This window comes from Devosia litorisediminis (genome assembly GCF_018334155.1).
In the GTDB taxonomy this organism is placed as follows: domain Bacteria; phylum Pseudomonadota; class Alphaproteobacteria; order Rhizobiales; family Devosiaceae; genus Devosia; species Devosia litorisediminis.
Window position 1 is genome coordinate 240,639 of record NZ_JAGXTP010000003.1, and the last position, 25,083, is coordinate 265,721.

21 protein-coding genes are annotated in these 25,083 nt (G+C 60.8%); 11 read left to right on the forward strand and 10 right to left on the reverse strand.

The window, feature by feature from the left end:
- Nucleotides 1–222: 222 nt before the first annotated feature.
- Complete coding sequence (locus tag KD146_RS16185) at nt 223–3,882, forward strand: calcium-binding protein (RefSeq protein ID WP_212659867.1); 3,660 nt, start codon at nt 223–225, stop codon at nt 3,880–3,882.
- A gap of 53 nt (nt 3,883–3,935) precedes the next feature.
- On the opposite strand, the gene KD146_RS16190 is transcribed toward KD146_RS16185, so the two are convergent.
- The 4 genes from KD146_RS16190 to KD146_RS16205 all read right to left on the reverse strand — a co-directional run bounded on the left by KD146_RS16190 (nt 3,936) and on the right by KD146_RS16205 (nt 8,283).
- A complete protein-coding gene (locus tag KD146_RS16190) occupies nt 3,936–6,104 on the reverse strand; it encodes a primosomal protein N' (RefSeq protein ID WP_212659868.1) in 2,169 nt (722 codons plus the stop codon).
- A 78-nt stretch (nt 6,105–6,182) separates the two neighbouring features.
- On the reverse strand, nt 6,183–6,860 hold the full coding sequence (locus KD146_RS16195; RefSeq protein ID WP_212659869.1) for a L,D-transpeptidase: 678 nt from the start codon (nt 6,858–6,860) through the stop codon (nt 6,183–6,185).
- A 65-nt stretch (nt 6,861–6,925) separates the two neighbouring features.
- Complete coding sequence (locus KD146_RS16200) at nt 6,926–7,249, reverse strand: hypothetical protein (RefSeq protein WP_212659870.1); 324 nt, start codon at nt 7,247–7,249, stop codon at nt 6,926–6,928.
- An 80-nt stretch (nt 7,250–7,329) separates the two neighbouring features.
- A complete protein-coding gene (locus KD146_RS16205; RefSeq protein WP_212659871.1) occupies nt 7,330–8,283 on the reverse strand; it encodes an omptin family outer membrane protease in 954 nt (317 codons plus the stop codon).
- A gap of 79 nt (nt 8,284–8,362) precedes the next feature.
- On the opposite strand from KD146_RS16205, the gene KD146_RS16210 reads away from it, so the two are divergent.
- The 3 genes from KD146_RS16210 (at nt 8,363) to KD146_RS16220 (ending at nt 11,920) form a co-directional block, all read left to right on the forward strand.
- The gene (locus KD146_RS16210) at nt 8,363–9,292 is read left to right on the forward strand and encodes a tyrosine recombinase XerC (RefSeq protein ID WP_212659872.1); all 930 of its coding nucleotides are present in this window, start codon (nt 8,363–8,365) and stop codon (nt 9,290–9,292) included.
- A 245-nt stretch (nt 9,293–9,537) separates the two neighbouring features.
- Entirely contained in the window at nt 9,538–10,476 is a 939-nt protein-coding gene (locus KD146_RS16215; protein WP_212659873.1) for a DMT family transporter, read from the forward strand.
- Between the two features lie 85 nt (nt 10,477–10,561).
- A complete protein-coding gene (locus KD146_RS16220) occupies nt 10,562–11,920 on the forward strand; it encodes a hypothetical protein (protein WP_212659874.1) in 1,359 nt (452 codons plus the stop codon).
- Nucleotides 11,921–11,980: 60 nt separating this feature from the next.
- On the opposite strand, the gene KD146_RS16225 is transcribed toward KD146_RS16220, so the two are convergent.
- Entirely contained in the window at nt 11,981–12,526 is a 546-nt protein-coding gene (locus tag KD146_RS16225; protein ID WP_212659875.1) for a hypothetical protein, read from the reverse strand.
- A gap of 137 nt (nt 12,527–12,663) precedes the next feature.
- Here KD146_RS16225 and ppa point away from each other — a divergent pair, with 137 nt between their 5' ends.
- Complete coding sequence (gene ppa, locus KD146_RS16230) at nt 12,664–13,197, forward strand: inorganic diphosphatase (protein ID WP_212659876.1); 534 nt, start codon at nt 12,664–12,666, stop codon at nt 13,195–13,197.
- Between the two features lie 56 nt (nt 13,198–13,253).
- Here ppa and KD146_RS16235 read toward each other — a convergent pair whose 3' ends face one another.
- Nucleotides 13,254–14,048, reverse strand: coding sequence for an ion transporter (locus tag KD146_RS16235; RefSeq protein ID WP_212659877.1), 795 nt, complete (start codon nt 14,046–14,048; stop codon nt 13,254–13,256).
- 523 nt (nt 14,049–14,571) lie between these two features.
- Here KD146_RS16235 and KD146_RS16240 point away from each other — a divergent pair.
- On the forward strand, nt 14,572–14,916 hold the full coding sequence (locus KD146_RS16240) for a DUF6968 family protein (protein WP_212659878.1): 345 nt from the start codon (nt 14,572–14,574) through the stop codon (nt 14,914–14,916).
- Nucleotides 14,917–15,055: 139 nt separating this feature from the next.
- Here the strand turns inward: KD146_RS16240 and KD146_RS16245 are convergent, their stop codons facing one another.
- The 4 genes from KD146_RS16245 to argC all read right to left on the reverse strand — a co-directional run bounded on the left by KD146_RS16245 (nt 15,056) and on the right by argC (nt 19,301).
- Nucleotides 15,056–17,200, reverse strand: a complete 2,145-nt coding sequence (locus KD146_RS16245; RefSeq protein ID WP_212659879.1) for a sodium-translocating pyrophosphatase — start codon at nt 17,198–17,200, stop codon at nt 15,056–15,058.
- Nucleotides 17,201–17,433: 233 nt separating this feature from the next.
- Nucleotides 17,434–17,751: a DUF167 family protein gene (locus KD146_RS16250; RefSeq protein ID WP_212659880.1), complete on the reverse strand. Its 318-nt coding sequence runs from the start codon at nt 17,749–17,751 to the stop codon at nt 17,434–17,436.
- Nucleotides 17,752–17,763: 12 nt separating this feature from the next.
- Nucleotides 17,764–18,054 carry a YggT family protein gene (locus tag KD146_RS16255; RefSeq protein ID WP_212659881.1) on the reverse strand — a complete coding sequence of 97 codons (291 nt, stop codon included), beginning with the start codon at nt 18,052–18,054 and terminating at the stop codon, nt 17,764–17,766.
- A 299-nt stretch (nt 18,055–18,353) separates the two neighbouring features.
- On the reverse strand, nt 18,354–19,301 hold the full coding sequence (gene argC / locus KD146_RS16260; RefSeq protein WP_212659882.1) for an N-acetyl-gamma-glutamyl-phosphate reductase: 948 nt from the start codon (nt 19,299–19,301) through the stop codon (nt 18,354–18,356).
- A 353-nt stretch (nt 19,302–19,654) separates the two neighbouring features.
- On the opposite strand from argC, the gene deoD reads away from it, so the two are divergent.
- The 5 genes from deoD to KD146_RS16285 all read left to right on the forward strand — a co-directional run bounded on the left by deoD (nt 19,655) and on the right by KD146_RS16285 (nt 25,039).
- Entirely contained in the window at nt 19,655–20,365 is a 711-nt protein-coding gene (gene deoD / locus KD146_RS16265; protein WP_212659883.1) for a purine-nucleoside phosphorylase, read from the forward strand.
- A gap of 143 nt (nt 20,366–20,508) precedes the next feature.
- The gene (locus tag KD146_RS16270) at nt 20,509–21,051 is read left to right on the forward strand and encodes a DUF262 domain-containing protein (protein ID WP_212659884.1); all 543 of its coding nucleotides are present in this window, start codon (nt 20,509–20,511) and stop codon (nt 21,049–21,051) included.
- Between the two features lie 15 nt (nt 21,052–21,066).
- On the forward strand, nt 21,067–22,332 hold the full coding sequence (locus KD146_RS16275) for a DUF262 domain-containing protein (protein WP_212659885.1): 1,266 nt from the start codon (nt 21,067–21,069) through the stop codon (nt 22,330–22,332).
- Between the two features lie 545 nt (nt 22,333–22,877).
- Complete coding sequence (locus KD146_RS16280; RefSeq protein ID WP_212659886.1) at nt 22,878–24,227, forward strand: hypothetical protein; 1,350 nt, start codon at nt 22,878–22,880, stop codon at nt 24,225–24,227.
- The gene (locus tag KD146_RS16285) at nt 24,224–25,039 is read left to right on the forward strand and encodes a COG3904 family protein (RefSeq protein WP_212659887.1); all 816 of its coding nucleotides are present in this window, start codon (nt 24,224–24,226) and stop codon (nt 25,037–25,039) included. The genes KD146_RS16280 and KD146_RS16285 overlap by 4 nt, the downstream gene beginning before the upstream one ends.
- The last annotated feature ends 44 nt before the right edge of the window (nt 25,040–25,083 follow it).

Genomic DNA, 25,083 nt, shown 5'->3' on the forward strand with positions numbered 1-25,083 from the left:
GGACGTCCGGAGCCCCCTTCAAAGTCGCGCTCGCTCTAGCACAAGGCTCGCGGGCCTTGCAAGGCTTGCAGGTGTGATTCACTGGCGGCGAAAGTGTCGCAGGGCACCTCAGGCAGCCGGGGGCGCACCTGCCCCGCTGCATCCACCAAAATAGAAATGTTTACCAATTGTTAATTTAAGTATTAAGCTCCCCAACATCGGATCCGAGGGGAGAACGACAAGATGTCAAACGTAATGTTTACAGTTGGTATGCCAACATACGACTGGAATGCGCTGTATCGTTCTGCACTGCAATCTGGCGTGTTCAACGTCACAGACAACTCACCTCAGACATCGATTAGCCTGACAACTGGCACAACCGTTCTGGTTATTAGCGGTATTGATCTGCGTGCTGATGCCGCGCGCAACATGACTTCTGGTGACATTACCGGTCTTGTTGTTTTCAGCGACGGGCAGGAAGTAGCCCGCATCGAAAACTTTGTCACGGCCGGTAGCTATACCGACTTGCAGACCATTCTGACCGAGTTTGACAACCCTGCTCCCAATGAAGGCGTCATCGGCTTCGCGCTGGCCAACCTGCTTTTGATGGAGCCGATCGATGTTGCCGGTTCGGCCGACCGAGACGTCTTTGGTAGCTCCATTGTCGGCGGGGACACCGTCGCGCTCAATGAGGGCAATGATGCCTATATCCTGGATACCCCTGCCGCCGCCGTTACGCTTGATGGCGGTAGCGGCAATGATTTCCTGCAAATGGGCTTTCAGCGCACCAATGGCGTCGTGATCGACTTTGGCACTGGTGAAGTCATTGAGCGCGCTACCCTGAACCTGCTGGCCAATTTCACCAGCTTTGAATCGGGTCGAGGCAGCCAGTTCGATGACGAGTTTTACGGCGCCGATATCGAGGGCGATGGCTATTTCATCGAAGCGTCACTGGGCAATGATAACTACTATATGCATGGCGATAGCTATGTGCGGGTGAGCTATCGATTCTTCTTTGAGCAGACGGGCATTGCTGGCGGCATTGATGCCAATCTGGGCACGGGTATCGTGATCAAGCCCGGCGCTGGTGGGACCGATCGCCTCTTTGGTATCGATACTCTTCAGGGTACCAATTATGATGATGTTTTCTATGGCAGTGTCTTCAACAACGAATTTGAGGGCATGGACGGCGCCGACACCATTAACGGCAGTGGCGGCTATGATCGCGTCAATTACTCGGCCGAACTGGGTTCCCGCGGGGTCTTCGTCAATCTCTCAGACAGTTCAGCCAACGGCGCCGTGACCGGCAGCGGCGGCGTGACCGTTGCGGCGCATGCCGCACTGGACAGCTACGGCAATACCGACAGCCTGATCAGCATTGAACGCATCGTCGGCACCGATCTCAACGACCGCATCATCGGCGATAGCACCGACAACCGGTTTTGGGGTGAAGACGGCAATGACCGCCTCTACGGCCACGAAGGCCATGACCGCCTGTACGGCGGCGACGGCAATGACTTCCTTTATGGCGGCGATGGCGACGACGATCTGTTCGGTGGGCTGCGCAATGACACCATTTACGGCGAGGCTGGCGATGATTTCATTGCGGCAGGCGAAGGCCACGATTTCATCAATGCTGGCAGCGGCAATTTCGACTTCATCGCAGGCTCGGCTGGCAACGACACGATTGATGGCGATGCCGGCTATGACATGTATGCTTTTGACAATTATGACCGCAATCGAGACGCCAATGGGGATGGCAATTCGATTGAACATGGAGGCGACAAAATTACAGTGACGCTGGAGAACGGTGTCGGCTCCGGTTCAATCACAGGCTATTTCGGCGTTAATCCCGCCTTTGCTGCCCCGCGCAAGCTGGCGCTAAACCAGACCTTCTCAAATCTTGAACGTATCCGCGGCACAGAGGGTCGAGATACATTCATTGTGGGCACCGGATTTTCTAACACCGCAGATACCAATGATAGCTTCGACGACCCCATACGCTCTGGGGCCGGTGTCTTCGAGTTCGTTGGCGGCAAAGGCATCGACACATTTGCTGATGCCAATCTCACCGGCTTGGCAATGATCAACTACGATGAAGAGAAATGGGCCCATCCTGAATTTGATGAGAACAACGGTGATTGGGGTGACCATGGAGAGATGGGCGTCGTCGTCAACTTGAGCGCCGACAACCGCAACATCGCAGGTTTCGGGTTTGTGGGTGCCGGACGTGCACTGGACACTTGGGGTGACTACGACGTCATTAACGGCATTACTGCCTTCCAGCTAACCGAGGCTGATGACTTGCTGCTCGCCGGCCAAGATGGCGTTGCAGTTCGCGGACGTGGTGGAAATGATTCCTTCACGGGGGGCGACGGGGCCGACCAGTTCAGCGGCGGGGATGGCGATGACATCGCAACCGGCGGCAGCGGAAATGACGATCTTAATGGGGACGACGGTAATGACGTCCTCAGCGGCGGAGCCGGGCGCGATCACCTCAGCGGGCAAAGCGGCAATGACGTGCTCAGTGGCGACGACGGCAATGACAATCTAAACGGTGATGATGGCGACGACAGGCTACATGGCGGCAACGGCCACGACGACGTGAATGGCGGAAGCGGCAACGATCAGCTCTACGGCGATTCAGGCAACGACTATCTATATGGTGACGACGGTGATGACCTGATTGATGGTGGAGTTGGCGACGACGACCTTAATGGGGGCAATGGCAAAGATACCATTTTCGGCGGGCTCGGTAATGATCGCGTGCGCGGGCAAGGCGACAATGACACACTGATCGGTGACCGCGGCCATGACCGCATTGACGGCGACGATGGCGATGACAACATCCACGGTGACGACGATGCATCGCAAGACACAGCCGGCGGCAACGATACCCTCTTTGGCGGGCACGGAAATGACCTCATTTACGGCGGTTTTGGTCACGATCGAATTGAGGGCGATGACGGCGATGACATAGTCTATGGCGGCTTCGGCCACGACGAGATCAATGGGGGATACGACCACGACACTATCTACGGCGAGAACGGGGAGGACCAGCTTTTCGGTGGGAGCGGTGACGACCGGATAGACGGGGGAATGAGCGACGACGCTGTTCAAGGCGGTGAAGGCAACGACACCTTGTTTGGCGGCGCTGGTAATGACGACCTATACGGAGGTAATGGTGATGATATTTTGGAAGGCGGTGCCGGCCAGGACTTTCTAGGTGGCGGTCTGGGCAATGACATTTTCGTTCTGGGGTCCGAAGCCGAAGGGATGGACACGATCTGGGATGAAGGTGGCATCGATCTGGTCACATCCACGATTAGCCGCAGCATCGCCAACCTGCAGCAAATCGAAAACCTGACACTTCTTGGCACGGGCGTCGCGGACGCAACTGGCAACTATCTCGACAACGTCATAACCGGCAACGACAAGGCCAACACCATTTGGGGTGCTGATGGCAATGACACGCTATTCGGCCTGGACGGCGCCGATACGATACTCGGGGGTGGAGGGGATGATTGGATCAGCGGCGGCCTCCGCCGTGATGTCCTGAGCGGCGAAGGCGGTGACGACACCTTTGCATTCGCTCTGATCGAGGATGCAGGCGTTTACGGTCAGCGTGACGTTATTACGGACTTCTCACAGGTTCTGGGCAATCGCGACCTCTTTGATCTGGAGGGCATCGATGCCAGTACCTTGGTAGCGGGCAACGATGCGTTCAGTTTCAACGCCATCAAGGGTGCGGGCTTCTCCGGCGCAGGCTCGTTGACCTGGACACAGCAAGTTGCGCAGAACCGCACGCTGATCATGGGTGACGTAGATGGCGACGGCTCAGCCGACTTCCACATTGAGCTGACGGGGCTCATTACGCTGACCACCGATGATTTCCTGCTCTAGTGGAGCCGGACGCACTCCTGACCGGCCCCCTGTGCGTGCACGGGGCCGGTTTGTCACATGAAACTCATCGGGTCTATATCCACCTGCACCCGCAGATTGCCTGTGGGTTTTTCGGCTGATCCGAGCCAGAACCGCACATAGCCCGACAGATCGAAATCCTTGCCCGACTGCGCCAGAAGCCGGACGCGGTAGCGGCCGCGGACCATGGAGATGGGGGCATCGGCCGGTCCGAACAGACGCACGCCTTCGGCCATTGGTGCCGCTGAAAGCAGGCGCTTGGCATAGGCCATCGCAACATCGTGCTCATTGGCCGAAATGATCAGCGCCGCCAGCCGCCCGAACGGGGGCAAGCCACCCGATTCGCGTGCCGCCAGTTCATGGGCATAAAATGCCTCGCGATCACCGGTCACCATGGCTTTCATAACCGCATGGTCGGGGTGGTAAGTCTGCAGAAATGCCTTGCCGGTTTTGGAGGCCCGCCCGGCCCGCCCCGCGACCTGTGTCAGAATCTGGAAGGTTTTTTCCGCGGCACGCGGATCGCCATGCGCCAGTCCAAGATCGGCATCCAGTACACCCACCACCGTCAGCTTCTCGAAGTGATGCCCCTTGGACACCAGTTGCGTGCCGATGATCAGATCGAACTCGCCACGCTCAATCTCGCCGAGCCGTTCGCGCAATTGCGCATTGCTGCCCATGTCAGAGGACAGGATCACCCGACGTGCATCGGGGAACCGCGCCGCGGCCTCTTCGGCCACCCGTTCGATCCCGGGCCCCACCGCGATCAGTGCATCCGCTTCCCCGCATTCACTGCATGCGGTGGGCGTCCGTACCTCATGCCCGCAATGGTGACACATCAACACCCCGCGAAAGCGATGTTCCACCATCCAGGCGGAGCAGTCCGGACATTGATATTGGTGCCCGCACGAGCGGCACAGGGTCAGTGGCGCATAGCCGCGGCGATTGAGAAACAGCAGAGCCTGCTCGCCCCGATCAAGCGCGGCGAAGACCTCCCGCGCCAGCGTTGGCGCGATCCAGGCACCTTTTTCCGGCCCGTCTATCCGCATGTCGATAGTAGTGATATTGGGCATGGCCGCCTCGGCATAGCGCGAGGTCAGCAGCACATGGGCATAGCGGCCGGTATTGGCGTTGTTGCGCGTTTCCACCGACGGCGTCGCCGAGGACAGGATTACGCGCGCATGGCTCAGATGGGCGCGCACCACCGCCATGTCACGCGCATGATAGGTGATGCCATCGGCCTGCTTGTAGGCGCCATCATGCTCTTCATCGAGCACCAGAATGCCCAGCTCGCGAAACGGCAGAAACAGCGCCGAGCGCGCCCCGACAACTGCCCGCACCGTGCCATCCAGCACCCCACGCCACACCTTGGCACGCTGCAGCGGCGTCATGTCGGAATGCCATTCGGCAGGCCGGGTGCCAAAGCGCTTGGTGAAGCGATTGATAAAGGTATTGGTCAGTGCAATTTCGGGCAGCAGGATCAGGGCCTGACGTCCGGCCCGCAGCGTGTCGGCGACTGCCTCAAAGAACACTTCGGTCTTGCCGCCCCCCGTCACCCCATCGAGCAGGGCAACGCCGAATTGATGCGGATCCAGTGCGAGAATGTCATCGAGCGCCTTTTGCTGCCCCTCAGACAACGTGGCGATGGCAGCCTCCGGATCGGGTTGCTCGACTATCGGCGGCGCGGGCGTTTCCAGCCGTTCAACGGCGCCAGCGCGTTCCAGTCCCTCAACGACCGAAGCCGAGACGCCAGCCGAGCCGATCAACGCGGCCTTGGGCCACGCCATATCGTCCATCAACACGTCCAGCACCCGCAATCGGGCCGGAGTCATCCTGTCGGGATCCTTGCCGGTCCGGCGAAACGCCACCACCGGCTTGGGCGCGTCCAGTGCTTCGCTTGAACGCAAGACGGCCCGCAACACCTGCCCGGGCGCTGCCAGCGTGTAGCGTGCCACCCATTCGACCAGCTTGAGCAGTTCCTCGCTGAGCGGCGGCACATCATAGGCCATGGCGATATCGCGCAGCCGATTATGCGCCACCATATCCTTGGGCGGCCCCCACACCACGCCCAGCACCAGGCGTGGTCCCAACGGCACAGAGACGATGGAGCCGCGCGCCACCGTCATGCCGTCGGGCACGTGATAGGTATAGGGTCCCTCCACGGCGACCCCCACCATAACCGCAACAATATCTGGACGTGACTGCATCTGTGCCTGTTCTGTTCGCCACGAACATAGGCAGCGTCCAGTGATTCTGCGACCGCTCAGACCATCAACCGCACCAGACTAGAGCACCACCAATGGTGCACCGGCCTTCACCGCGCTGGCGAGATGGATCACATCCTGCTGCAGCAATCGCACACAACCGCTCGAAACGGCCTTGCCGATACTGCGCTCATCCGAATTGCCATGCAGGCGGTAAAGCGTGTCCACATTGCCCTGATGGATATAGAGAGCACGCGCACCCAGCGGATTATCCACCCCGGCAGGCATACCGTGGCGATATTCCTCGAGCTCGGGTTGCCGCTCGATCATTTCGGCGGGCGGCGTCCAGGTTGGCCAGGCTTTCTTGTAGGCAATATGCGCCCGCCCGGCCCAGGCAAAACCGGCCCGGCCAATGCCCACGCCATAGCGGGTCGCCATGCCATTTTCGCCGACATGGTAGAGATGGCGCTGCGCAGTATCGACCACCACAGTACCGGGCGCCTCACCGGTGGGGTCGGTCACTTCCTGACGCCAATAGATCGGGTCTATCAGCGACATGTCGGCGGCGCGCACAACAAAGGGCTCGTCATAGATCGCGCCATACATGGCCTGCACATCGGCAGGAACGGGCTGGCGGACGGGCGCGGCCGCAGCAACGACACGGCGAGGTGTGGTTGTGGTGCAGCCGGCCAGAGCCAGGGCAGAAAGACTGGTGGCGCCGACCATGAACTGGCGGCGACCGATGGAAAGACGGGTCATGTCGAAAACTCGAAAACGGGAGGCCATTTGGCCGCTGAAACCTGAGGATGAAACGATATCCGGCGTCAGGCCCGTCTGGGCGGCGGCAATTCGGCCTCAGGCCCAATCGTGGCAGGGGGCAGCAACACCGTCTGCTGCAGGGCAGGACGGATGGTGGGGCCTATGGCGGGCAGCGTGCTGGTAATCACACCCTGATCGGGATGGCAGGGCAGCACGCGCTTGCCACCCAGTGATTTGCAGTGCACCAGCTTGGTTGGTGTGGGAGCCGAAACGCTGGTTTGTTCAATCGACCACACCGGTCCCGAAACACCGGCAGCCACCGACAGGCTGGGGGCGCTCAGGCCGACCAGTGCCAAAATCAGTACAGCAATGCCCAATAGACGTTTCATGCAATCGCCTTAGCGCGCCTGCCTTTGCGGCGGAAGACCGCTCACGGCAGCGTGTTTATGTTCTCGGCCTGACTGATTGCCTAAAACGCACCGCGCAGGCCTGCCGTGATTTCGGCGCTACGCAGATCCGCGCCCCCCAGATCGTTGCCCACAATGGTGCGCGCGCCGGTAGTGGTGTTGAAATACTCGGACTTCCCGCGCATCAAGAACATCTGGTCGTAGCGGGCGGCCACGTAGAACTCGGCCAGCGGACCCAGCGCGAAGCCGACATCGGCGCCCAGTGCAATGGTGGGTGCTGGATTGAAATTATCGACCACCAGAAGATTGCGCATCCAGTGGTTGTCGCGCGTCTGCGCCATCACGGTCAGGCCACCGCGCAGCAAACCACCAATCCGCACATTGTCGTAATACTGATCGCCATCAAAACCGACAAACAATTCGGGCAGTTTCTGCTGATAGGTAATTGCAGGCTCGCCATCGGCAAAATTGCCGGTTTTGTTGCGGAAGCCGCCATCGCTATAGATGTAGGAACCGCCATAGGCCGACCATTTCACATCAGTGTATTTCAGGCCCGTGTGGAAACGGATGACGGCCTCGGGATCATTGACCAGCTCATAGCCAATCATCGCCGCGCCCGTCAGATAGTGATCAAGATTGGTGTCAGGGTGCTGCGAGCGGTGCGTCCAGTTGTCAAAGCTATCGGTCGAGACCAGCCAGTCATAGTCCTCCATATAGCTTGAGCCAAAGCCAGCAACGCTGCCTTCGGCACGAATGGAGAAGCCATTGCCCACATCAACTGCAATGCTGCCGCGCAGCATCGGGACGCGGGTCTGCCAGATCAGCTGGCTCAGCGTGCGCTCGCCATTGAAGACATATTCATTGCCCTCAAGATACATTGCGCCAATGCCACCAGTAACCCGGACGGTGTCGTCAGAGCTGGTATAGGCATAGCTTTGCGCCGCTGCCTGGCCGACTGATACAGCCAGCAAGCCCATGGCCAACACACCCGCTAAAGTATTGATACGTCTGGACATCGATCGGCCTCTTTGAGGATTCGCACAATGGCAGGCGCTGGTTAAACATCGGTTTACCATGAAGGACCAGATTGCACCTATGGTCGACTCTGCCTTTGCCACCGACGAGCTTGTCCGCGCCCGCATCAGCGATTGGCAGCGTGAGCTGGGATCAGTGCGTCGGCTCGCCGACAATACGCTCGAAGCCTATGGGCGGGACCTCGACCAGTTCCTGCAGTTTCTCGCCGGCCACACCGGCGGCCCGGTTTCTCTAAATACGCTCAAGGATTTACGCGGTGCCGATGTGCGCGCCTTCATGGCGCAGCGGCGCAATGAAAGTCTGGGGTCACGCTCGCTGGCCCGGGTCCTGTCAGCGCTCAAGAGCTTTTTCCGTTTCCTGGAACGCGAAGGGGTGATGAGCACCGAAGCGCTCAATGTCATCCGCACCCCCAAACTACCCAAATCCCTGCCCAAGGCGCTGACCGTGCTCGAGGCGCGCGATACGATTTCCACCACCCAGGACATGGAAGAACGGCCCTGGGTCGCGGCCCGCGACATGGCCGTGCTCTCGCTGTGCTATGGCGCTGGCCTGCGTATTGCCGAAGCGCTGGCGCTGACCCGTGCGGACCTCGAAACCGAGGTTTTGCGGGTGACTGGCAAGGGTGGCAAGACCCGCATGGTGCCGCTGATCGCTGCTGTTCGCCGCAGTATTGACCTCTATCTCAAGCTCTGCCCCTTCGCCCCCCAGCCCGGCGAGCCGCTGTTTCGCGGGGTCAAGGGCGGGGTGTTGTCCCCGCGTCTGATCCAACTGCGCGTGGCGCAATTGCGCGGCGCGCTGGGCCTGCCGCCCTCGGCAACACCGCATGCGCTGCGCCATTCCTTTGCTACCCATCTGCTGGGCAAGGGCGGCGATCTGCGCGCCATCCAGGAATTGCTGGGCCATGCCAGCCTGTCCTCGACGCAGATCTACACCGCGGTGGACACCGACCGCCTGCTCGACAGCTACCGCAAGGCGCACCCCAGAGGTTAACACACTGTTAGCATCGAGCCTGTCCGGACGACCGAACGGTTCGCGTTGAGATGGACTTGCGTGCACCGCTTCTGGCCCGGTAAAACCATACCATGGACATCATCGTCGCAACCTCTTGCCTTACACTGCTCCTTTCTGGCTCCCCGCGGGACCGGAACGAGCGCTGACGTCCAGCCATTCGTTACCCCGGTCCGCCTTCTGGCGCTCCGGTGACTGGCAAGGTGGACCTTATCAGGACCTGCCAGATGACCCGCCAGCCTCCCCTCACCGTCAGCGACCCGATCGGCTATGCCTTTGCCGTGGCCGGCGCCGTGCTGTTTTCAACCAAGGGCATTTTCATCAAGCTTGCCTATGGCCAGGGCGTGTCGACCGAAATGCTGCTCAGCCTGCGCATGCTGGTCGCGCTGCCGGTCTATCTGCTCATTCTAGTCACCATTTTGCGCCGCGAGGATAGTCTGCGCCGTGCCCTGAGCGTACCCGTGGTGCTGGCCAGCATGGCCGTGGGCATTCTGGGCTATTATCTCTCGAGCTATCTCGATTTCCTGGGGCTGAACTTCGTCACCGCCCAATATGAGCGGCTGGTGCTGTTCACCTATCCGTTTTTCGTGCTGCTGTTTGGCGTGTGGTTCTTCGGTGATCGCATGCTCTGGCGCGTCGTGCCCGCCATGCTTGTGTCCTATGCCGGTCTGCTGGTGATCTTTGGCTGGAACCTGGCAATCAATCCGGACGGGCTGGTCACCGGCACGCTGCTGGTCCTGGCCGCCGCCATCACTTTTGCGCTCTATCAGCACCTGGCCAAGCGTCAGATGCTGACCATTGGCGCGGGGCTGTTCACCTGTATCGGCATGTCCACCGCCGCACTGGTCGCCATCGGGCAGAATCTGGTGCTGGCGGGCCCGGCCAGCTATCTCGGCCTGACCCCGCAAATCTGGGCCTATGGTCTGGCACTGGGTCTGCTGGGCACGGTGTTGCCCTCGTTTCTGATGAATATGGGCATGGCCCGGATCGGCGCCCGCGCCACCGCATCGACCGGCGCTTTCGGCCCGGTCGTGACCATCATCATTGCCGTGCTGGTGCTGGGCGAACCCTTCACCCTGTTCCATGCCATTGGCACCGCCCTTGTGCTGGCCGGCTCAGTGCTGTTTACCCGCGCCGAGCGGGCCGCCCGCAAGGCGACACCATGATTCTGCCACGCAAGGCTTTTGAGCCCGGCAACTTCGCACTAGGATGGCGCCAGTTGACGCCCAGCCATCTCGAAAGGGACACCAGATGATCCGATTGAAGACGCTTCTGAACAGCGCCGGGCTGGGCCTTGTCTCTGCCGCCACGCTGGCGGCAGCTCTGGCGCTGGGCCTGACCATGCCCGCCCACGCCGACAAGATCACCCACACGCCCAAGACCAGCGCGCCCGCCATCAGCGCCGGCATGATCGATTATGGTGACGACACCAGCGAATGGGCCAATGACGGCGAGTGCGATGATCCGCGTTTTGCCGGCCCCGCCGCCGCCGACGAACTGCTTGAGGCCGACAAAGGGCACGACGCCACCGATTGCCGCACGGCCTATGAGGCGGGCGCGCTGACCCTGGTCGACACCACCGCCATCATCGAGGCCCCTGCCCCCGCCATTGATTTCGGCGATGACAGCAGCGACTGGGCCAGGGATGGCGAATGCGACGACCCCCGCTTTGAGGGCCCGGCCAGTGCTGCCGAACTGCTCGATGCCGATATTGCCCGCGACGCCACCGACTGTCAGGCCGCTTTTGAAGCCGGTACAGTGACCCTGCGCGCGGACAGCGCCGCCGACAGCGCCAGTGACACCGCCACCCCATCAACGATCGAGGCGATCGATTTTGGCGACGATACCAGCCACTGGGCCAATGATGGCGAGTGTGACGACCCCCGCTTTGCCGGTACAGGCGTGGCCAGCGAATTGCTGCAGGCCGATCTGGGCCACGATGCCACCGATTGCCGCACCGCCTATGACGCAGGCATGGCAACCTTTATCGGCGACAGCCCGGCTCTGGATGACCCCAGCCAGTCATTCATCGATTATGGCGACGATACCAGCGAATGGGCCAATGACGGCGAATGCGATGACCCCCGCTTTGCCGGATCGGGCGTCGCCGACGAACTGCTTGAAGCCGATCGCGGCCACGACGCCACCGATTGCCAGGCCGCCGTTGAAGCGGGCAATGCCAGCTTTCTGGGCGGCGACACCACCAGCCCCGTTGGCGCCTTTGACTATGGCGGCGACTGGAGCAAATGGGCCAATGATGGCGAATGCGATGATCTGCGCTTTGAAGGCCCCGGCACCGACAAGAAGCTGCTGACCGACGACCTGCAGGGCGATGCCAGCGACTGCAAGGCCCTTGAAGCCCAGGGACAGGTCTCGATCCGCACCGTCTACACCCCGCAATATGCCGCCGCTGCCCCCTATGACAGCCAGGCCATCGAGTTTGGCGATGACAGCTCCAGCTATGCCAATGATGGCCAGTGCGATGACCCGCGCTTTGAGGGACCGGGCGCGGCCAGCTATGTGCTTGAAGACGATCTCAAGCGCGATGCCAGCGATTGCCGCACCGGCTACGAGGCGGGCACCATCATGCTGCGCGCGGGGCAGAGCTAGCCTTCAGGCCAGCCCGAAAATCAGCAATGGCGGGGCCGGTCCCCGCCATTCTTGTGTCCGCTACCAGGCCTTGAAGCTGCCGATAATGGCCACTTCATCGCTGGCGCAATCAAAACTGCCCGCCTTGTCGGCGGCCTGCCGCGCCAGCTCATTAGCATTCTTGTTGGCGCGCGCATCGACATAGGCGATGGGGCAGCTATTGCCCTCGACCAGCTGGGTCACCATCAGCACCTGCCCGTTATCCTCGCCGGTTTCGGGATCGGCGGTGTAATAGCGCACAATGGTGGCAATCGGCATCCAGCGGCCCAGATCATTGCTCAGCCGCCATTCCAGCTTGGCGCCCAGCGTATTGAACGGGGGCATGGTGTAGAACGGGGCGCGCTGATCAATGCCGAAACCGTAATTGAGCGAAAAGCGCAGATCGCCCTCGCGGATCATCAGCGGGTAGCCCTTATAGCCCGGACAGGCCCAGCTGACGCCGAAATCATCGGCATCCAGAACCAGGCAGTCATCGAGATTGATATCGGTATAGGCACTGTTGAAACCGGCCTGGGCCGGGCTTGCCAGCGCCAATACGGCCAGGGCGGCATAGACAATGGGTTTCATCTTGGCTCCGGGGCGCGTAGGAAACAGGGACAATATGCGGCAGCAGCCTTGCACCAAACTGGCTTGCCTTTGCACCGCCATTATGGGCACAACGCAACCACTTTGTGGCCCCCTTGATCAACGAGACACCAAGCCAAATGAACATCGACGCAATCCCCACCGGGAAGAACCCACCCGACGACCTCAATGTCATCATCGAAGTCCCCATGGGCGGCGAGCCGATCAAGTACGAGATCGACAAGGCCAGCGGCGCGCTGTTTGTTGACCGTTTCCTCTATACGCCCATGCGCTACCCCGGCAATTACGGCTTTGTGCCTCATACCCTGTGTGGCGACGGCGACCCGCTCGACGTCATCGTGATGAACTCGCGCCCGCTGGTGCCCGGCGCCGTGGTGCGCTGCCGCCCGATCGGCGTGCTGTTCATGGAAGATGATGGTGGCCAGGACGAAAAGATCCTCGCGGTCCCCGTGCAGAAGCTGACCCGCATGTATGACGCCATCAAGGATGTCACCGACATGCAGGAAATCCAGGTCGAGCGCGTCAAGCACTTCTTCACCCACTACAAGGATCTCGAGCCTGGCAAATGGGCCAAGATTTCCCATGTCGGTGGCTATGAAGACGCCAAGAAGGTGATCCTGGATTCCATCGACCTGCATAACAAATCGGCCTGACCCTCTGGTCAGCCTGATCTTTTCGAGACTTTGAAGGGGCGCTTGGCGCCCCTTTGCTATTTCGGCCCGTCCGCCTGCCGCAGCGCAGCCACCTCTGCGCGCAGGGCCCGCACCTCGGCCAAAATGCTGGCTGTATCATCATGCAGCGCCTGCCGGTCAGTGCTGGCCGCCGCCTCGGTTTCTTCCTGCATGGCCGAGACGATGACACCGATGAACAGGTTCAGCACCGCATAGGTGGAGAGCAGAATGAAGGGCACGAAGAACAGCCAGGCCAGCGGGAAGGCCGTCATCACCGGGCGCACAATGCCCATCGACCAGCTCTCCAGCGTCATCACCTGAAACAGCGTATAGAGCGAGGCGCCCAGACTGCCGAACCAGTCCGGAAAGGCCGCGCCGAACAGATTTGTCGCCATCACCGCGGCCACATAAAACAGCATGGCCATTAGCGCCACGATCGAACTCATCCCCGGCAGGGCCGCGACCAGCCCGCCAACCACACGGCGCAGCGCCGGCAGGGTCGAGACCAGCCGCAAGGCCCGCAGGATGCGCAGGGCGCGCAGCACCTGGAACGGGCCGCTGGCCGGCACCAGGGCAATGGCCACCACAAAGAAATCAAACAGGCTCCAGGGATCGCGGAAAAAGCCCGGCCCGAAGGCATAGATGCGCAAGGCGATCTCGACCACGAAGATGGCCAGGATGATCATGTCGAGCGCATGGAGCACCGGCCCGAAACGGGCGACCAGACCGGCATCGGTTTCGAGCCCCAACACCAGCGAATTGAGCAGGATCACGGCCACAATGGCCTGCTCCCAGCGGCGGGAGGTCAACAATTGCACAAGGCGCTGGCGCATGATCAAGGGCTCCACAAGAACCCCATGAGGCAAAGGCCAGAGCGCAGGATTCGTCAAGGGTGTGTTGGGTCGCAGTGGGCGGTGATCAATCCTGGACTTTGTGTCTTTGGGGTCCTGAACTTATCCCCGGTCAGAGCAACGCACCGATAATTTGCGCCAGTCAACACGTGATCGGAGCAACCATATTGAGGGCCAATAGACTGCTTGCAAGAGCCGAGTACGTGATAGCGTCGCGTCGACTAACAATCATCGGGCTTGGCCTCGAGCGGCTGCTGCGCAAATATAACCCAGCTCAACCCCGTGTGCCAGCGGGACGTCCCACTGGCGGTCAGTGGACGCGGACTAGAGTTGCCGGACGCTGGAATGATGGCAATTATGCAAAGTGCGAGGCTCAATATGAGAGCGACATCTTCCAGTGCAGAATGACGGTGTGGTCCCCCGCCTGCAGCAATCAGGCAATGTTGCGGCGCACCGCCTGTATGAAGGATGATCCCCTTCCGCCGTTCAACTATTGAGGTGCGTGATGATCATCGGCACGCGAACCCTGACCGTACTGACGCCGAGCGGCGAACAACCCGTTGTCATTCGGGTGTTTCAACCCGTGCAGAATGGACCGAGCTGGGACTGCCATTATGAGATCGACTGGCCTGAAGGACGCGTCAAGAGCCGCGCGATGGGCAATGATGCCCTGCATGCCATCGACATGGCTCAGCAAAAGATCGGCACTGATCTGCAGATGAGCCGCTATCACCATGAACGGACCATGTGGTGGATCAAACCCTGGGTCGGCTACGGCTTTCCCATGCCCAAAGGCGCCCGTGACCTGCTGATTGGCGACGATCAGAAATACTATGGCGTGGACAGTTAAGTGCAATCCGGTCCTTTCGCCTTAACAGCCAGGCGGGTCCAACGTTTGGCTTAAGATTGCTGCACCACCAGTGGACAAAAAATAGCCCGGAGCGTTCACCCCGGGCCGTCTTCATTCCAGTCCAGACAACGTCTGGTGGTCAGCCAAGATGGGCCAGCACCGCGAGCAACAAGAGCGCCACGATATTGGTGATCTTGATCATCGGGTTCACAGCCGGACCGGCCGTGTCCTTGTAGGGGTCGCCGACGGTGTCGCCGGTGACCGAGGCCTTGTGCGCCTCACTGCCCTTGAGGTGTTTGACGCCATGGCTGTCGGTGAAGCCGTCTTCAAAGCTCTTTTTGGCATTGTCCCAGGCGCCGCCACCGGCGGTCATGGAAATGGCCACGAACAGACCCGTGACGATCACGCCCATCAGCATGGCACCCAGCGCCGAGAAGCCCGCAGCGGGTCCGGCGATCCAGTTGATCAGGAAGAACACAAGAATCGGGCTGAGCACGGGGAGCAGGCTGGGCACGATCATTTCCTTGATCGCCGCCTTGGTCAGCATGTCCACGGCCCGGCCATAGTCGGGCTTTTCGGTGCCGGCCATGATGCCCGGCTTTTCCTTGAACTGGCGGCGCACCTCGACCACCACGGACTGGGCCGCGCGCCCCACTGCCGTCATGCTCATGCCGGAGAACAGGAAGGGCAGCAGACCGCCAAACAGCAGGCCCACCACAACGTAGGGATCGGCCAGCGAGAAGGTCAGCTGACCCACGCCCTGGAAGATCGCCGGGGCATCAGGCAGGTTCGAGAAGTAGATCAGATCCTGCGTATAGGCCGCAAACAGCACCAGCGCGCCCAGACCGGCCGAACCAATGGCATAGCCCTTGGTGACGGCCTTGGTGGTGTTACCCACCGCATCGAGCGCATCGGTATTGTGCCGCACGGAGTCGTCGAGCCCGGCCATTTCGGCAATACCGCCGGCATTGTCGGTGACCGGACCAAACGCATCGAGCGCCACCACGATACCGGCCAGCGCCAGCATGGTTGCCACCGCAAAAGCGATGCCGAACAGGCCCGCCAGATTATAGGTGATGATGATGCCGCCAATGATCACCAACGCCGGCAGCGCCGTTGATTCCAGCGACACGGCCAGACCCTGGATCACATTGGTGCCGTGACCGGTGACCGAGGCTTCGGCAATCGAATTGACAGGACGGCGACCCGTGCCGGTGTAGTATTCGGTGATCACGATGATCAGCCCGGTAATCACCAGCCCGGCCACGCCACACCAGAACAGCGCCCATGGGGTGAAGGTCTTGTCGCTGGCCTCGATGGCGATGTTCATATCGCCAAACATCAGCCACAGCACGGGCAGCAGCGCGATCAGCGACAGCACACCGGTGGCGATGATGCCCTTGTAGAGCGCGCCCATGATGTTGTTGTCCGCGCCCAGCTTGACGAAATAGGTGCCGATGATCGAGGTGACCACGCAGGCCCCGCCAATGGCCAGGGGCAGCACCATGCCGATCAGCTTGAACGCGTCGGGCAGGATGATGGCGGCCAGCACCATGGTGGCAACAATGGTCACCACATAGGTTTCGAACAGATCGGCTGCCATGCCGGCGCAGTCGCCAACATTGTCACCCACATTGTCGGCAATGGTGGCCGGGTTGCGCGGATCATCCTCGGGGATGCCCGCCTCGACCTTGCCCACCATGTCGCCCCCCACATCGGCCCCCTTGGTGAAGATGCCGCCGCCCAGACGGGCAAAGATGGAAATCAGCGACGCGCCGAACGAGAGGGCAACCAGCGCATCGATCACCGTACGGCTGGTGGGATCAAACCCCAGCATCTGGGTGAGCATCATGAAGTAGAGCGTGACGCCCAGCAGGCCCAGCCCTGCCACCAGCATGCCGGTGACCGCGCCCGATTTGAACGCCAGGTCGAGGCCGCGGCCCAGCGAACTGACGGCGGCCTGCGCCACGCGCACATTGGCGCGCACCGACACATTCATGCCGATAAAGCCGGCCGCGCCGCTCAGCACCGCGCCCAGCAGAAAGCCGATGGCCGCATAAATGCCCAGCAGCAGATACGCCGCAATCAGGATCACCACGCCCACAATGGCGATGGTGGTGTATTGCCGCTTGAGATAAGCCGACGCGCCTTCGCGAACGGCCGCCGAAATTTCCTGCATGCGGGCCGTCCCGGAATCGGCGGCCAGCAATTGCTGGGTGGTAATCACGCCATAAACGATGGACAGAGCGCCGCACACGACGATCAGCCAGAGTGCCAAAGTCATAGAAAAGTCCCTCTCGATTTTCCTCCAGGGACCCGACGCTGGCCTGACAGGGGTCCTCCAACCCGCGCCAGACAGCCCTCCAAATGGGCCCCCTCCAATCGTCGAGATTAGCGGGATTGTTCGGTTAAGCAATGGTAATTGCGATGTTTTGTCGCGGGGTGTGGACGGGCGACGGGGGTGCGACTTCGCGCGTGCAGCCTCACCCCCTCCTCGAGGGGGAGGTTTGTCTCAATTCATCGGGGACCATCGAGCGCCGCCAGTGCCGCCACGAGCGCTGGCCCATCTCCTGCCACCGCCAGCGTCTTGAGCCGGGCGGTCTCGCCATGGCTGACGCTGATGGCCGATTTGGCCACACCCAGCGGCTTGGCCAGCAGCGCGATCACCGCTGCATTGGCCTTTCCCTTGTCGGGTACGGCCTTGACCCGAACCCGCAACACGGCGCTGCCGTCATCGCGCCGCTCGACGCCCTCAATGGCGTCGCGCCCGGCATTGGGGGTTACCCGAACAAAAAGGCTCAGCCCCTGGGGGCTGAGCCGGTAGCAATCTGCCATCAGGTGTGCCCCTTACGGGACGTAGGGATAGCCATAGCGCAGGATCAACTGCTGCAGGAAGAAGATGCCCAGGAACAGAATGATCGGCGAAATATCCAGGCCCGAAAAATTGGGCATGACGCGCCGGATGGGATTGAGCAGAGGCTCGGTCAGCTGATTGACCACGCGCCAGACGCTGGCGACGAACTGATTGCGCGTGTTGATCACGTTGAACGAGATCAGCCAGCTCATGATGATCATGATCAGCAGCACCCACCAATAAAGCTGGAGGATCACCATGATCACATCGAGTACGGCCTTCATTGCAGTCTCCCTGTTTTCATTGCCTTATTTAGTCGCAACGACGCCGCGCGACAAGGGCAGGCCCAAAAGCATGAAGACCCCGCTCTGGTCGCACAGAACGGGGTCTCAATGACTGACATCCGGTACGCAAAACAAATAAAACCCGGACAGGCTCTCTCTTGCACGAACCGTGCCAAACAGCGCGCGCCCACAAAACAGGCCTGATAGGTTAAATCGCTGTAAACATTAACTTTTCAGTCACCATAACCCGATGCAAAATGCGAGGCAAACGGCAACGGCCTCGCATAATGCGAGGCGGACTAGACCAGCCCGGTGCGCGGATCAACGCCCAGCATCAGGTTCAGATTCTGCACCGCCGCACCCGAAGCGCCCTTGCCCAGATTGTCATAGACCGCCACCAGCACCGCCTGCGCCCGTTCGTCATTGGCGAACACATGCAGCTTCATGGTGTTGGTATTGTTGTAGATCTCGGGGTTGAGCTCGGCCGATTTGGCCATCTCGGCAAAAGGGGCCACCTCGACAAAACTGTCGGGGATCCCCGCAAAGTGATCGGCAATGGCGGCATGGAGCTCTGCGCCCCGTGGCACCACGCCCAGATGACCCAGTTGCAGCGGCACGCAGGTCACCATGCCCTGGGCATAATCACCCACCGAAGGCACAAACAGCGGCGCATTGGCCAGCTTGGTATAGGCGGTCATTTCGGGCATGTGCTTGTGCGCGAAGGTCAGCGCATAGGGCATGTAATGCGGCGCGGCTTCGCCGGCGGCTTCATATTCGGCAATCATCTGCTTGCCGCCGCCGGAATAGCCCGAAATGGCATTGACGGTAATGGGATAACCCGAGGGCAGCAGGCCCGCCTCAATCAGCGGCCGCACACTGGCGATCACCCCCTGCGGATAACAGCCCGGATTGGTAACAAACCGCGCCTTGGCGATGGTGGCGCCCTGCACCTTGTCCATCTCGGCAAAGCCATAGGCCCAGTCCGGATGCACCCGGAAGGCCGAGGAGGCGTCGATCACCCGCGTCGTGCCATTGGTGATCAGCGAAACGCTTTCCTTGGCCGCATCATCGGGCAGGCACAAAATGGCGATATCGGCCGCGTTGAGCAGCCGCGCGCGTTCATCGAGATCCTTGCGCTTGTCATTGGCGATGGAGATGACCTCAAGATCGGTGCGGCCGGCCAGGCGCTCGCGGATCTGCAGACCCGTGGTTCCCGCTTCCCCGTCGATGAAAATCTTGGCAGTCATTGGCGTTCTCCAGATGCGTTTGCGTAGATGGACCCCCACAGTGGCAAGGTCAAGACTGCCAGCTCCTTGGGGACGGTCGCGATGGATGCGGCAGACCTGTTCTGCGCATGGGGTCGGCAAGGCCCCCTCACCCGACCCGAACGGGTCGACGCCTCCCCCAGGGTAGAGGTGAAGGCGCGCGCCGTGGGGAGGGAGGCCCCGCAAGGGGTCTGGTGGGGGACTTCTGGCGATAGTCCCTGAAGCCCCCCACCCTTAATCCCTCCCCACAAGGGGGAGGGAGGCAGATCGCCCGGACTTGCCCATCCCGGTCCCCAATGGCATTGCTGGAGCAAGAACCAAAACCGGAGACCGTCATGACCCCTCATAACCACGCCAAGCCCGGTGACTATGCTGATGCCGTCCTGCTGCCCGGCGACCCGCTGCGCGCCAAATGGATTGCCGAGACCTTTCTCGATGAGCCAAAACTGGTCAATTCGGTCCGCAACTGTCTGGGCTATACCGGCAGCTATAAGGGCAAGCGCGTTTCCGTGCAGGCCACCGGCATGGGCCAGCCCTCGCTGGCCATCTATGTCAATGAACTGGTCAACACCTATGGGCTGAAAACCCTGATCCGCGTCGGCACGTGTGGCGGGCTCAATGCCAAGGTCAAGGTGCGCGACCTGATCCTGGCCCAGGCCGCCTCAACCGATAGCGCCATCGTGCGCGACCGTTTTGGCGCCTATAACTTCGCCCCAATCGCCGATTTCGGTCTGCTGCGGTCCGCCGCCGAAAAGGCCGAAGCGAAAAACATGCGCTACCATGCCGGCAATATGCTCAGCTCCGACATTTTCTACCATGCCGACGGCATGGCCGGTTACGACAAGCTGCCCGAGCACGGCGTCATCGGCGTCGAGATGGAAGCCGCCGCGCTCTATACTTTGGCCGCCCGCTTTGGCGTCAAGGCGCTGACCATCTGCACCATGACCGACTGCCTGATCACCAAGGAAGAAATCGACGCCGAACAGCGCCAGACCTCCTTGAGCGACATGGTGACCATCGCGCTTGAGGTCGCGATCGAGGGGTAGCGTTGGTACGATGCCGCCAGTGGCTTGAGATGGCCGAAATGGGGTGGATTGCGGAATGTCGGGTTTTGGGAAACAGGCTTGCGGATGCTGCCACCATTACCTAGCGTCCAGTTAGAAATTTCAGCCAAAGCAGAGGCGCTGTATTGCAAGATATCCAAGGTGACGACAAAACTCTCGAAGTGCTACTTTCTGGATCAGCATTCGGCATCGACTACTACCAGCGTGAATACCGATGGAAGCGAAAGCAGCTTCAGGAACTCGTTGATGATCTCTACACTCAGTTTTCTCAAACCTGGAGCCCTGGCACGCCACTGGAAAAGCAGTCTAAATATTTCCTCGGCTCCATTGTCATCAGCAAGGCTGGCGATGTGCGCAACATCGTTGATGGGCAGCAGCGCATAACGACTTTAACGCTGCTTCTAATCTATCTGAATCATCTGCAACGGGACCACGCGAAGAAGGTCAACAAGATCGAGCAGTTGGTCTTTGACGAGGACCCAGGCGGCCCCAAGTTCAAGCTCGATATCCCGGAACGCAACGACTGCATGTCGGCCTTACTTAATGGCGAACGCTACAACCCCGAGGGTAAATCAGACTCTGTGCGCAATCTGGTGGACCGTTACGACGATCTCGATGAAGTCTTCCCGAAAACCATGTCGTCTGACGAACTCAACATGTTCATCTGATGGGTCATTCGAAACGTGAAGCTGATCGAAATCACCGCGAACGATGATGGCGACGCTTATACGATCTTCGAGACGATGAACGATAGGGGCCTCTCCCTCACCCCTACAGACATGCTCAAGGGTTATCTGCTGGCCAATATCGAAGACCCGAACAAACGGCTTGAAGCGGACAAGCTGATCAAATCCTTCCTGACCAAATTCGCCGAGTTCGGCGACAACACCGAGCCTGACTTCTTCAAAGCTTGGCTGCGGTCGCAATATGCCAAGCGGATTAGGGAGCGGAAGAAAGAAGCCAAGAACGAAGACTTCGAACTGATCGGCACGGAGTATCACCGCTGGATACGCAACAACGCAAAAGAGGTGGGGCTGAACGCCAGCGAGGATTTCTACCTGTTCGTCGTCAAGAACATGCGCATCTTCGCGGACCGGTACCTGCTGCTCCTCAAGGCGTCCGCCACTCGTAAGACGGGGCTAGAGAGTGTCAAATACAACGCCGATGCGGGCTTTACGCTCCAACACCATATCATCCTCTCCTCGGTGAATGCGGATGATGACAAAGACACGGCAAAGGCCAAAATGGGCGTCGTCGCCGACTTCATCGACAGTTGGCTGAACGTTCGCTTCTGGAACTATAAATCCAACAGCTATTCTCAGATGCAATATGCCGCTTTCACCGTGATTCGCAGTGTCAGGAGCAAAACACTGACCGAGGTGCGGGCGATACTGCATAAGCGGCTGAAGGAAGAATTCGACGAAAACGACTTCCAGAAGTGGGTAGGGTTAAATCAGTTCACCTCTAAGGCGATCCACCGTCAGTTGGCCCGCTTCACCGACTGGCTGGAGCAACAAGCGGGAGAGCCGGGGCGATACGAGGATTACATCGTGCGCTCAGGCAAGAACGCCTATGAGGTCGAACACATCCTTGCCGACAAGTTCGACATGTTTGTCAAAGAATTCGAGGATGCCGGCGCCTTTGAGGAATGGCGCAACTACATTGGCGGGCTGCTATTGTTGCCCAAGAAGGTGAATGCCAGCCTAGGGGATGCCCCTTACAAGAAGAAGCTGCCGCACTACCTAAAGGCGAACGCGCTCACCCAATCGCTGCATCCGAGTTTCTATGCGAACAACCCGGGTGTGCTGAAAGCGCTCAAAACCCACAATTTGGCGTTTAAACCCTATAAGGAATTCGGGTGGGAGGAAATCGAGCAGCGTTCCCAACTCTACTGCGCTATCGCGGCTCTGATCTGGTCACCAGACCGCTTGCTGAGAAAGGCGGCATAAGAAGGTCGGTGCCAAGGCCTGGTTTGGGCCTGAAACGACGGTTTTCTCAGGATTCGGAACGCTTTCGATATCCGACCCTTGGAAACTACCAAGCCGGCCCGGACTTTGCCGTCTGGCGACGTTTGAACAAGCGGCAGCTTTCGGGACGCAACGTACGCTCCCGAATGACCGAATTGGGGTCGCAAGCCGCCGGTCCGTCCTGGCCGCTACCCATTGTCATCAAACACCAGATCGTCACCCTCGGCCTTGAGCCGAGGGCTCTACACTCAGCTATAACAAGGTGAAGTGAAGTCTCCTCGGGTCAAGCCCGAGGATGACGGCTGGTGGGGCCGAGGATGACGCAGGTGGGTCCGGGGACGTAGTCGGTGGTGCCACGAGTTGGAAGCCGGTGCCGCCCCCCCTCCCGGCAAGGGGGAGGTGCCGTTTGGTGGGTGGCAGAGATCCCGCCCCCCCTCACGCCACTGTCATTAACCCTGCCCCCCTCTGCCCCCTTCTCGCCGCCATCGCTGTGTTAAGCTCTGCTTAATCAATCGGGGCCGCGCCACATGCAACTCAAGCCAAACGCCTATCGTCTCAACGAAACCGTCAAGGGCATTGAGACCATGACGCGGTTTGCTCTGGCCGTGCTGGCGCTGGCATCGGGGGTCTATACCTATCTGGGCGTGCGTGGCCTGCTCGATGGATCGGCCAATTTCGTGTTCTTTGCCGCCATCATCTATTCGGCCGCCGTCTCGGTGGCCATCTACGCCTTCTGGAGTTTCATGCTGCGCTTTGTGCCGCTGGTGACCCTGGGCGTGCAGCGCATCGCGCTGTTTCTGACCATGGCGATTGGCTGCGTGATGATCATCGCCATGAGTAGCTGGCTCAATGCCGCTGCGCTGGCCGGTTCGGCCGCGCTCGAACAGCATATGGCCGTGACCCTGCAGGGTTATGCCGAGGACCTCGACAATGCCCATGCCAACGCGCTGGCCAGCCAGAGCCTGCTGCCCGATGTGCAGCGCGCTGCCGAACGCTTTGCCGGTCTGGCCGCTGATGAGCGCGAAAACGGGGCCCTGACCGGTACCCAGGGCTCGGGCAGCGTGGTGCAATTGCTCACCCAGATGAGCGCGCAGATGAGCCAGCTGGGCGCGTCGATTTCCGCCAGTCGCGACGAGGTCGCCGGCCTGTTCGAGGAAGGCTCGACCCGTCTGGCCAATATGCGCGAACTGGTCTCCACCCCCGGCGCCATCGAGCCGCGTTCGGACAGTTTCCAGTCCGAAGCCGTGCAGCTCTCGGCGGTGATTGCCGCGCTGCAGCAGACCGACATTGCCGCCTCGGTCAAACGCGCCGCCGCCGATCTGTCGGCCGGCTTCATTGCCCCGGTCGCCAATGGCCAGAGCGCCGATCTGGCCAATCGGCAGGATCAGGTGATGGAAACCGTGCGCGTTTCGGTGGCCGCCCAATCGGCCGCGCTGAGCGCTGCCGCCGACGAAATCCTGGCCACCCCCAGCGTCGAGCAGCGCCGCTTTGTGCCGCTATCGAGCGCCGAGGCCGTGCTGGCCTATTGGAGCGATTTCATCCCCAGCTGGGCGGGCGCCATCTCGATTGACCTGCTGCCCGTGGTGCTGGTTCTGGTGCTGATGATCGTCAATGACGCCATGCGTAAGGATTCCGAATCCCTGGCCGAGGCCGAAACCATCACCGCCGCCGAAATGCTGCGCGCCATGGCCTTGTTCCGTCAGATGGAAACCGCCGGTATTGATGTGGCCACCGGCCAGCCCAAGCCGATTGCCGAGCCTGTCCCCACGCCGGAAGAACCGGCCCCCGAGGTCGCCGAAGCGCCAGCGGACGAGGGCACGGTGACCCCCATCGACGCGGCCCAGCGCAAGCGCACTGATGGGCCGCGCCCGGCATGAAATCCGATGCCAATGCCCGCGCCGACCACGCCCAGGGGCCGTTCTACCGCCGCCTGATCGACCGCCTCGCCGCCATCGAGGACGGCGCTATTCTGCGCGTGGCTTTTTTCATCATGCTGGCGGGCACTGCCGCGGTGCTGTTTGTCGATTTCCGCGAACTCACCGACAATCAGACCACCACCGAACCGGCCACCTTCCAGCCCATCCCGCCGCCAGCCAGTGACGGCCCCGATACCGGCCCGATGCCCGACATCACCACTGCGCCCGATATCCTGCAGCAGCCCCTCGAAATCGCCCTGGGCAGCGCCGGTCGGCTGACCCTGACCGGCACCATCGACCCCGGCAGCGCCACCCGCTTTGCCAGCGAGATCGAGGCGCGTGGCGAATATGTGCAGTCCATCGTGCTCGATTCACCCGGCGGTTCGGTCGAGGACGCCTTGGCCATGGCCGAGCTGATCCACGAGCAGGGCCTGACCACCCGGGTGGAAGCAGGGGCGCTGTGCGCTTCCTCCTGCCCCATCATCTTTGCCGCCGGCGCCGCGCGGCTGGCCAGTCCCGAAGCGGCCATCGGCGTGCACCAGATCTATGCCACCGCCATGAGCGGCGATCCGCAAAACGCCATGCGCGCCGCCGGGGTGGCCATGAGCAGCGCCCAGACCACCACCGCCAGGATCATCGCCGGACTGACCCGCAGTGGCGTCGATTCCGCGTTGTGGCTGCACGCACTGGAAACACCGCCCGAACGGCTCTACTATTTTTCGGCGGACGAGATGCAGCGACTCAATCTTGTCACCGAATTTGTGCAGGATTGATGCGTTCGTGACGGAACGGGTGGAGGGCTCGCGCCGTTGCGCTG

Bases quoted from the DNA above. Each gene is read 5' to 3' on its own strand.
- KD146_RS16185 (WP_212659867.1), top strand. From the start codon at position 223: ATGTCAAACGTAATGTTTACAGTTGGTATGCCAACATACGACTGGAAT.
- KD146_RS16190 (WP_212659868.1), bottom strand. From the start codon at position 6,104: ATGCAGTCACGTCCAGATATTGTTGCGGTTATGGTGGGGGTCGCCGTG.
- KD146_RS16195 (WP_212659869.1), bottom strand. From the start codon at position 6,860: ATGACCCGTCTTTCCATCGGTCGCCGCCAGTTCATGGTCGGCGCCACC.
- KD146_RS16200 (WP_212659870.1), bottom strand. From the start codon at position 7,249: ATGAAACGTCTATTGGGCATTGCTGTACTGATTTTGGCACTGGTCGGC.
- KD146_RS16205 (WP_212659871.1), bottom strand. From the start codon at position 8,283: ATGTCCAGACGTATCAATACTTTAGCGGGTGTGTTGGCCATGGGCTTG.
- KD146_RS16210 (WP_212659872.1), top strand. From the start codon at position 8,363: ATGGTCGACTCTGCCTTTGCCACCGACGAGCTTGTCCGCGCCCGCATC.
- KD146_RS16215 (WP_212659873.1), top strand. From the start codon at position 9,538: ATGACCCGCCAGCCTCCCCTCACCGTCAGCGACCCGATCGGCTATGCC.
- KD146_RS16220 (WP_212659874.1), top strand. From the start codon at position 10,562: ATGATCCGATTGAAGACGCTTCTGAACAGCGCCGGGCTGGGCCTTGTC.
- KD146_RS16225 (WP_212659875.1), bottom strand. From the start codon at position 12,526: ATGAAACCCATTGTCTATGCCGCCCTGGCCGTATTGGCGCTGGCAAGC.
- ppa (WP_212659876.1), top strand. From the start codon at position 12,664: ATGAACATCGACGCAATCCCCACCGGGAAGAACCCACCCGACGACCTC.
- KD146_RS16235 (WP_212659877.1), bottom strand. From the start codon at position 14,048: ATGCGCCAGCGCCTTGTGCAATTGTTGACCTCCCGCCGCTGGGAGCAG.
- KD146_RS16240 (WP_212659878.1), top strand. From the start codon at position 14,572: ATGATCATCGGCACGCGAACCCTGACCGTACTGACGCCGAGCGGCGAA.
- KD146_RS16245 (WP_212659879.1), bottom strand. From the start codon at position 17,200: ATGACTTTGGCACTCTGGCTGATCGTCGTGTGCGGCGCTCTGTCCATC.
- KD146_RS16250 (WP_212659880.1), bottom strand. From the start codon at position 17,751: ATGGCAGATTGCTACCGGCTCAGCCCCCAGGGGCTGAGCCTTTTTGTT.
- KD146_RS16255 (WP_212659881.1), bottom strand. From the start codon at position 18,054: ATGAAGGCCGTACTCGATGTGATCATGGTGATCCTCCAGCTTTATTGG.
- argC (WP_212659882.1), bottom strand. From the start codon at position 19,301: ATGACTGCCAAGATTTTCATCGACGGGGAAGCGGGAACCACGGGTCTG.
- deoD (WP_212659883.1), top strand. From the start codon at position 19,655: ATGACCCCTCATAACCACGCCAAGCCCGGTGACTATGCTGATGCCGTC.
- KD146_RS16280 (WP_212659886.1), top strand. From the start codon at position 22,878: ATGCAACTCAAGCCAAACGCCTATCGTCTCAACGAAACCGTCAAGGGC.
- KD146_RS16285 (WP_212659887.1), top strand. From the start codon at position 24,224: ATGAAATCCGATGCCAATGCCCGCGCCGACCACGCCCAGGGGCCGTTC.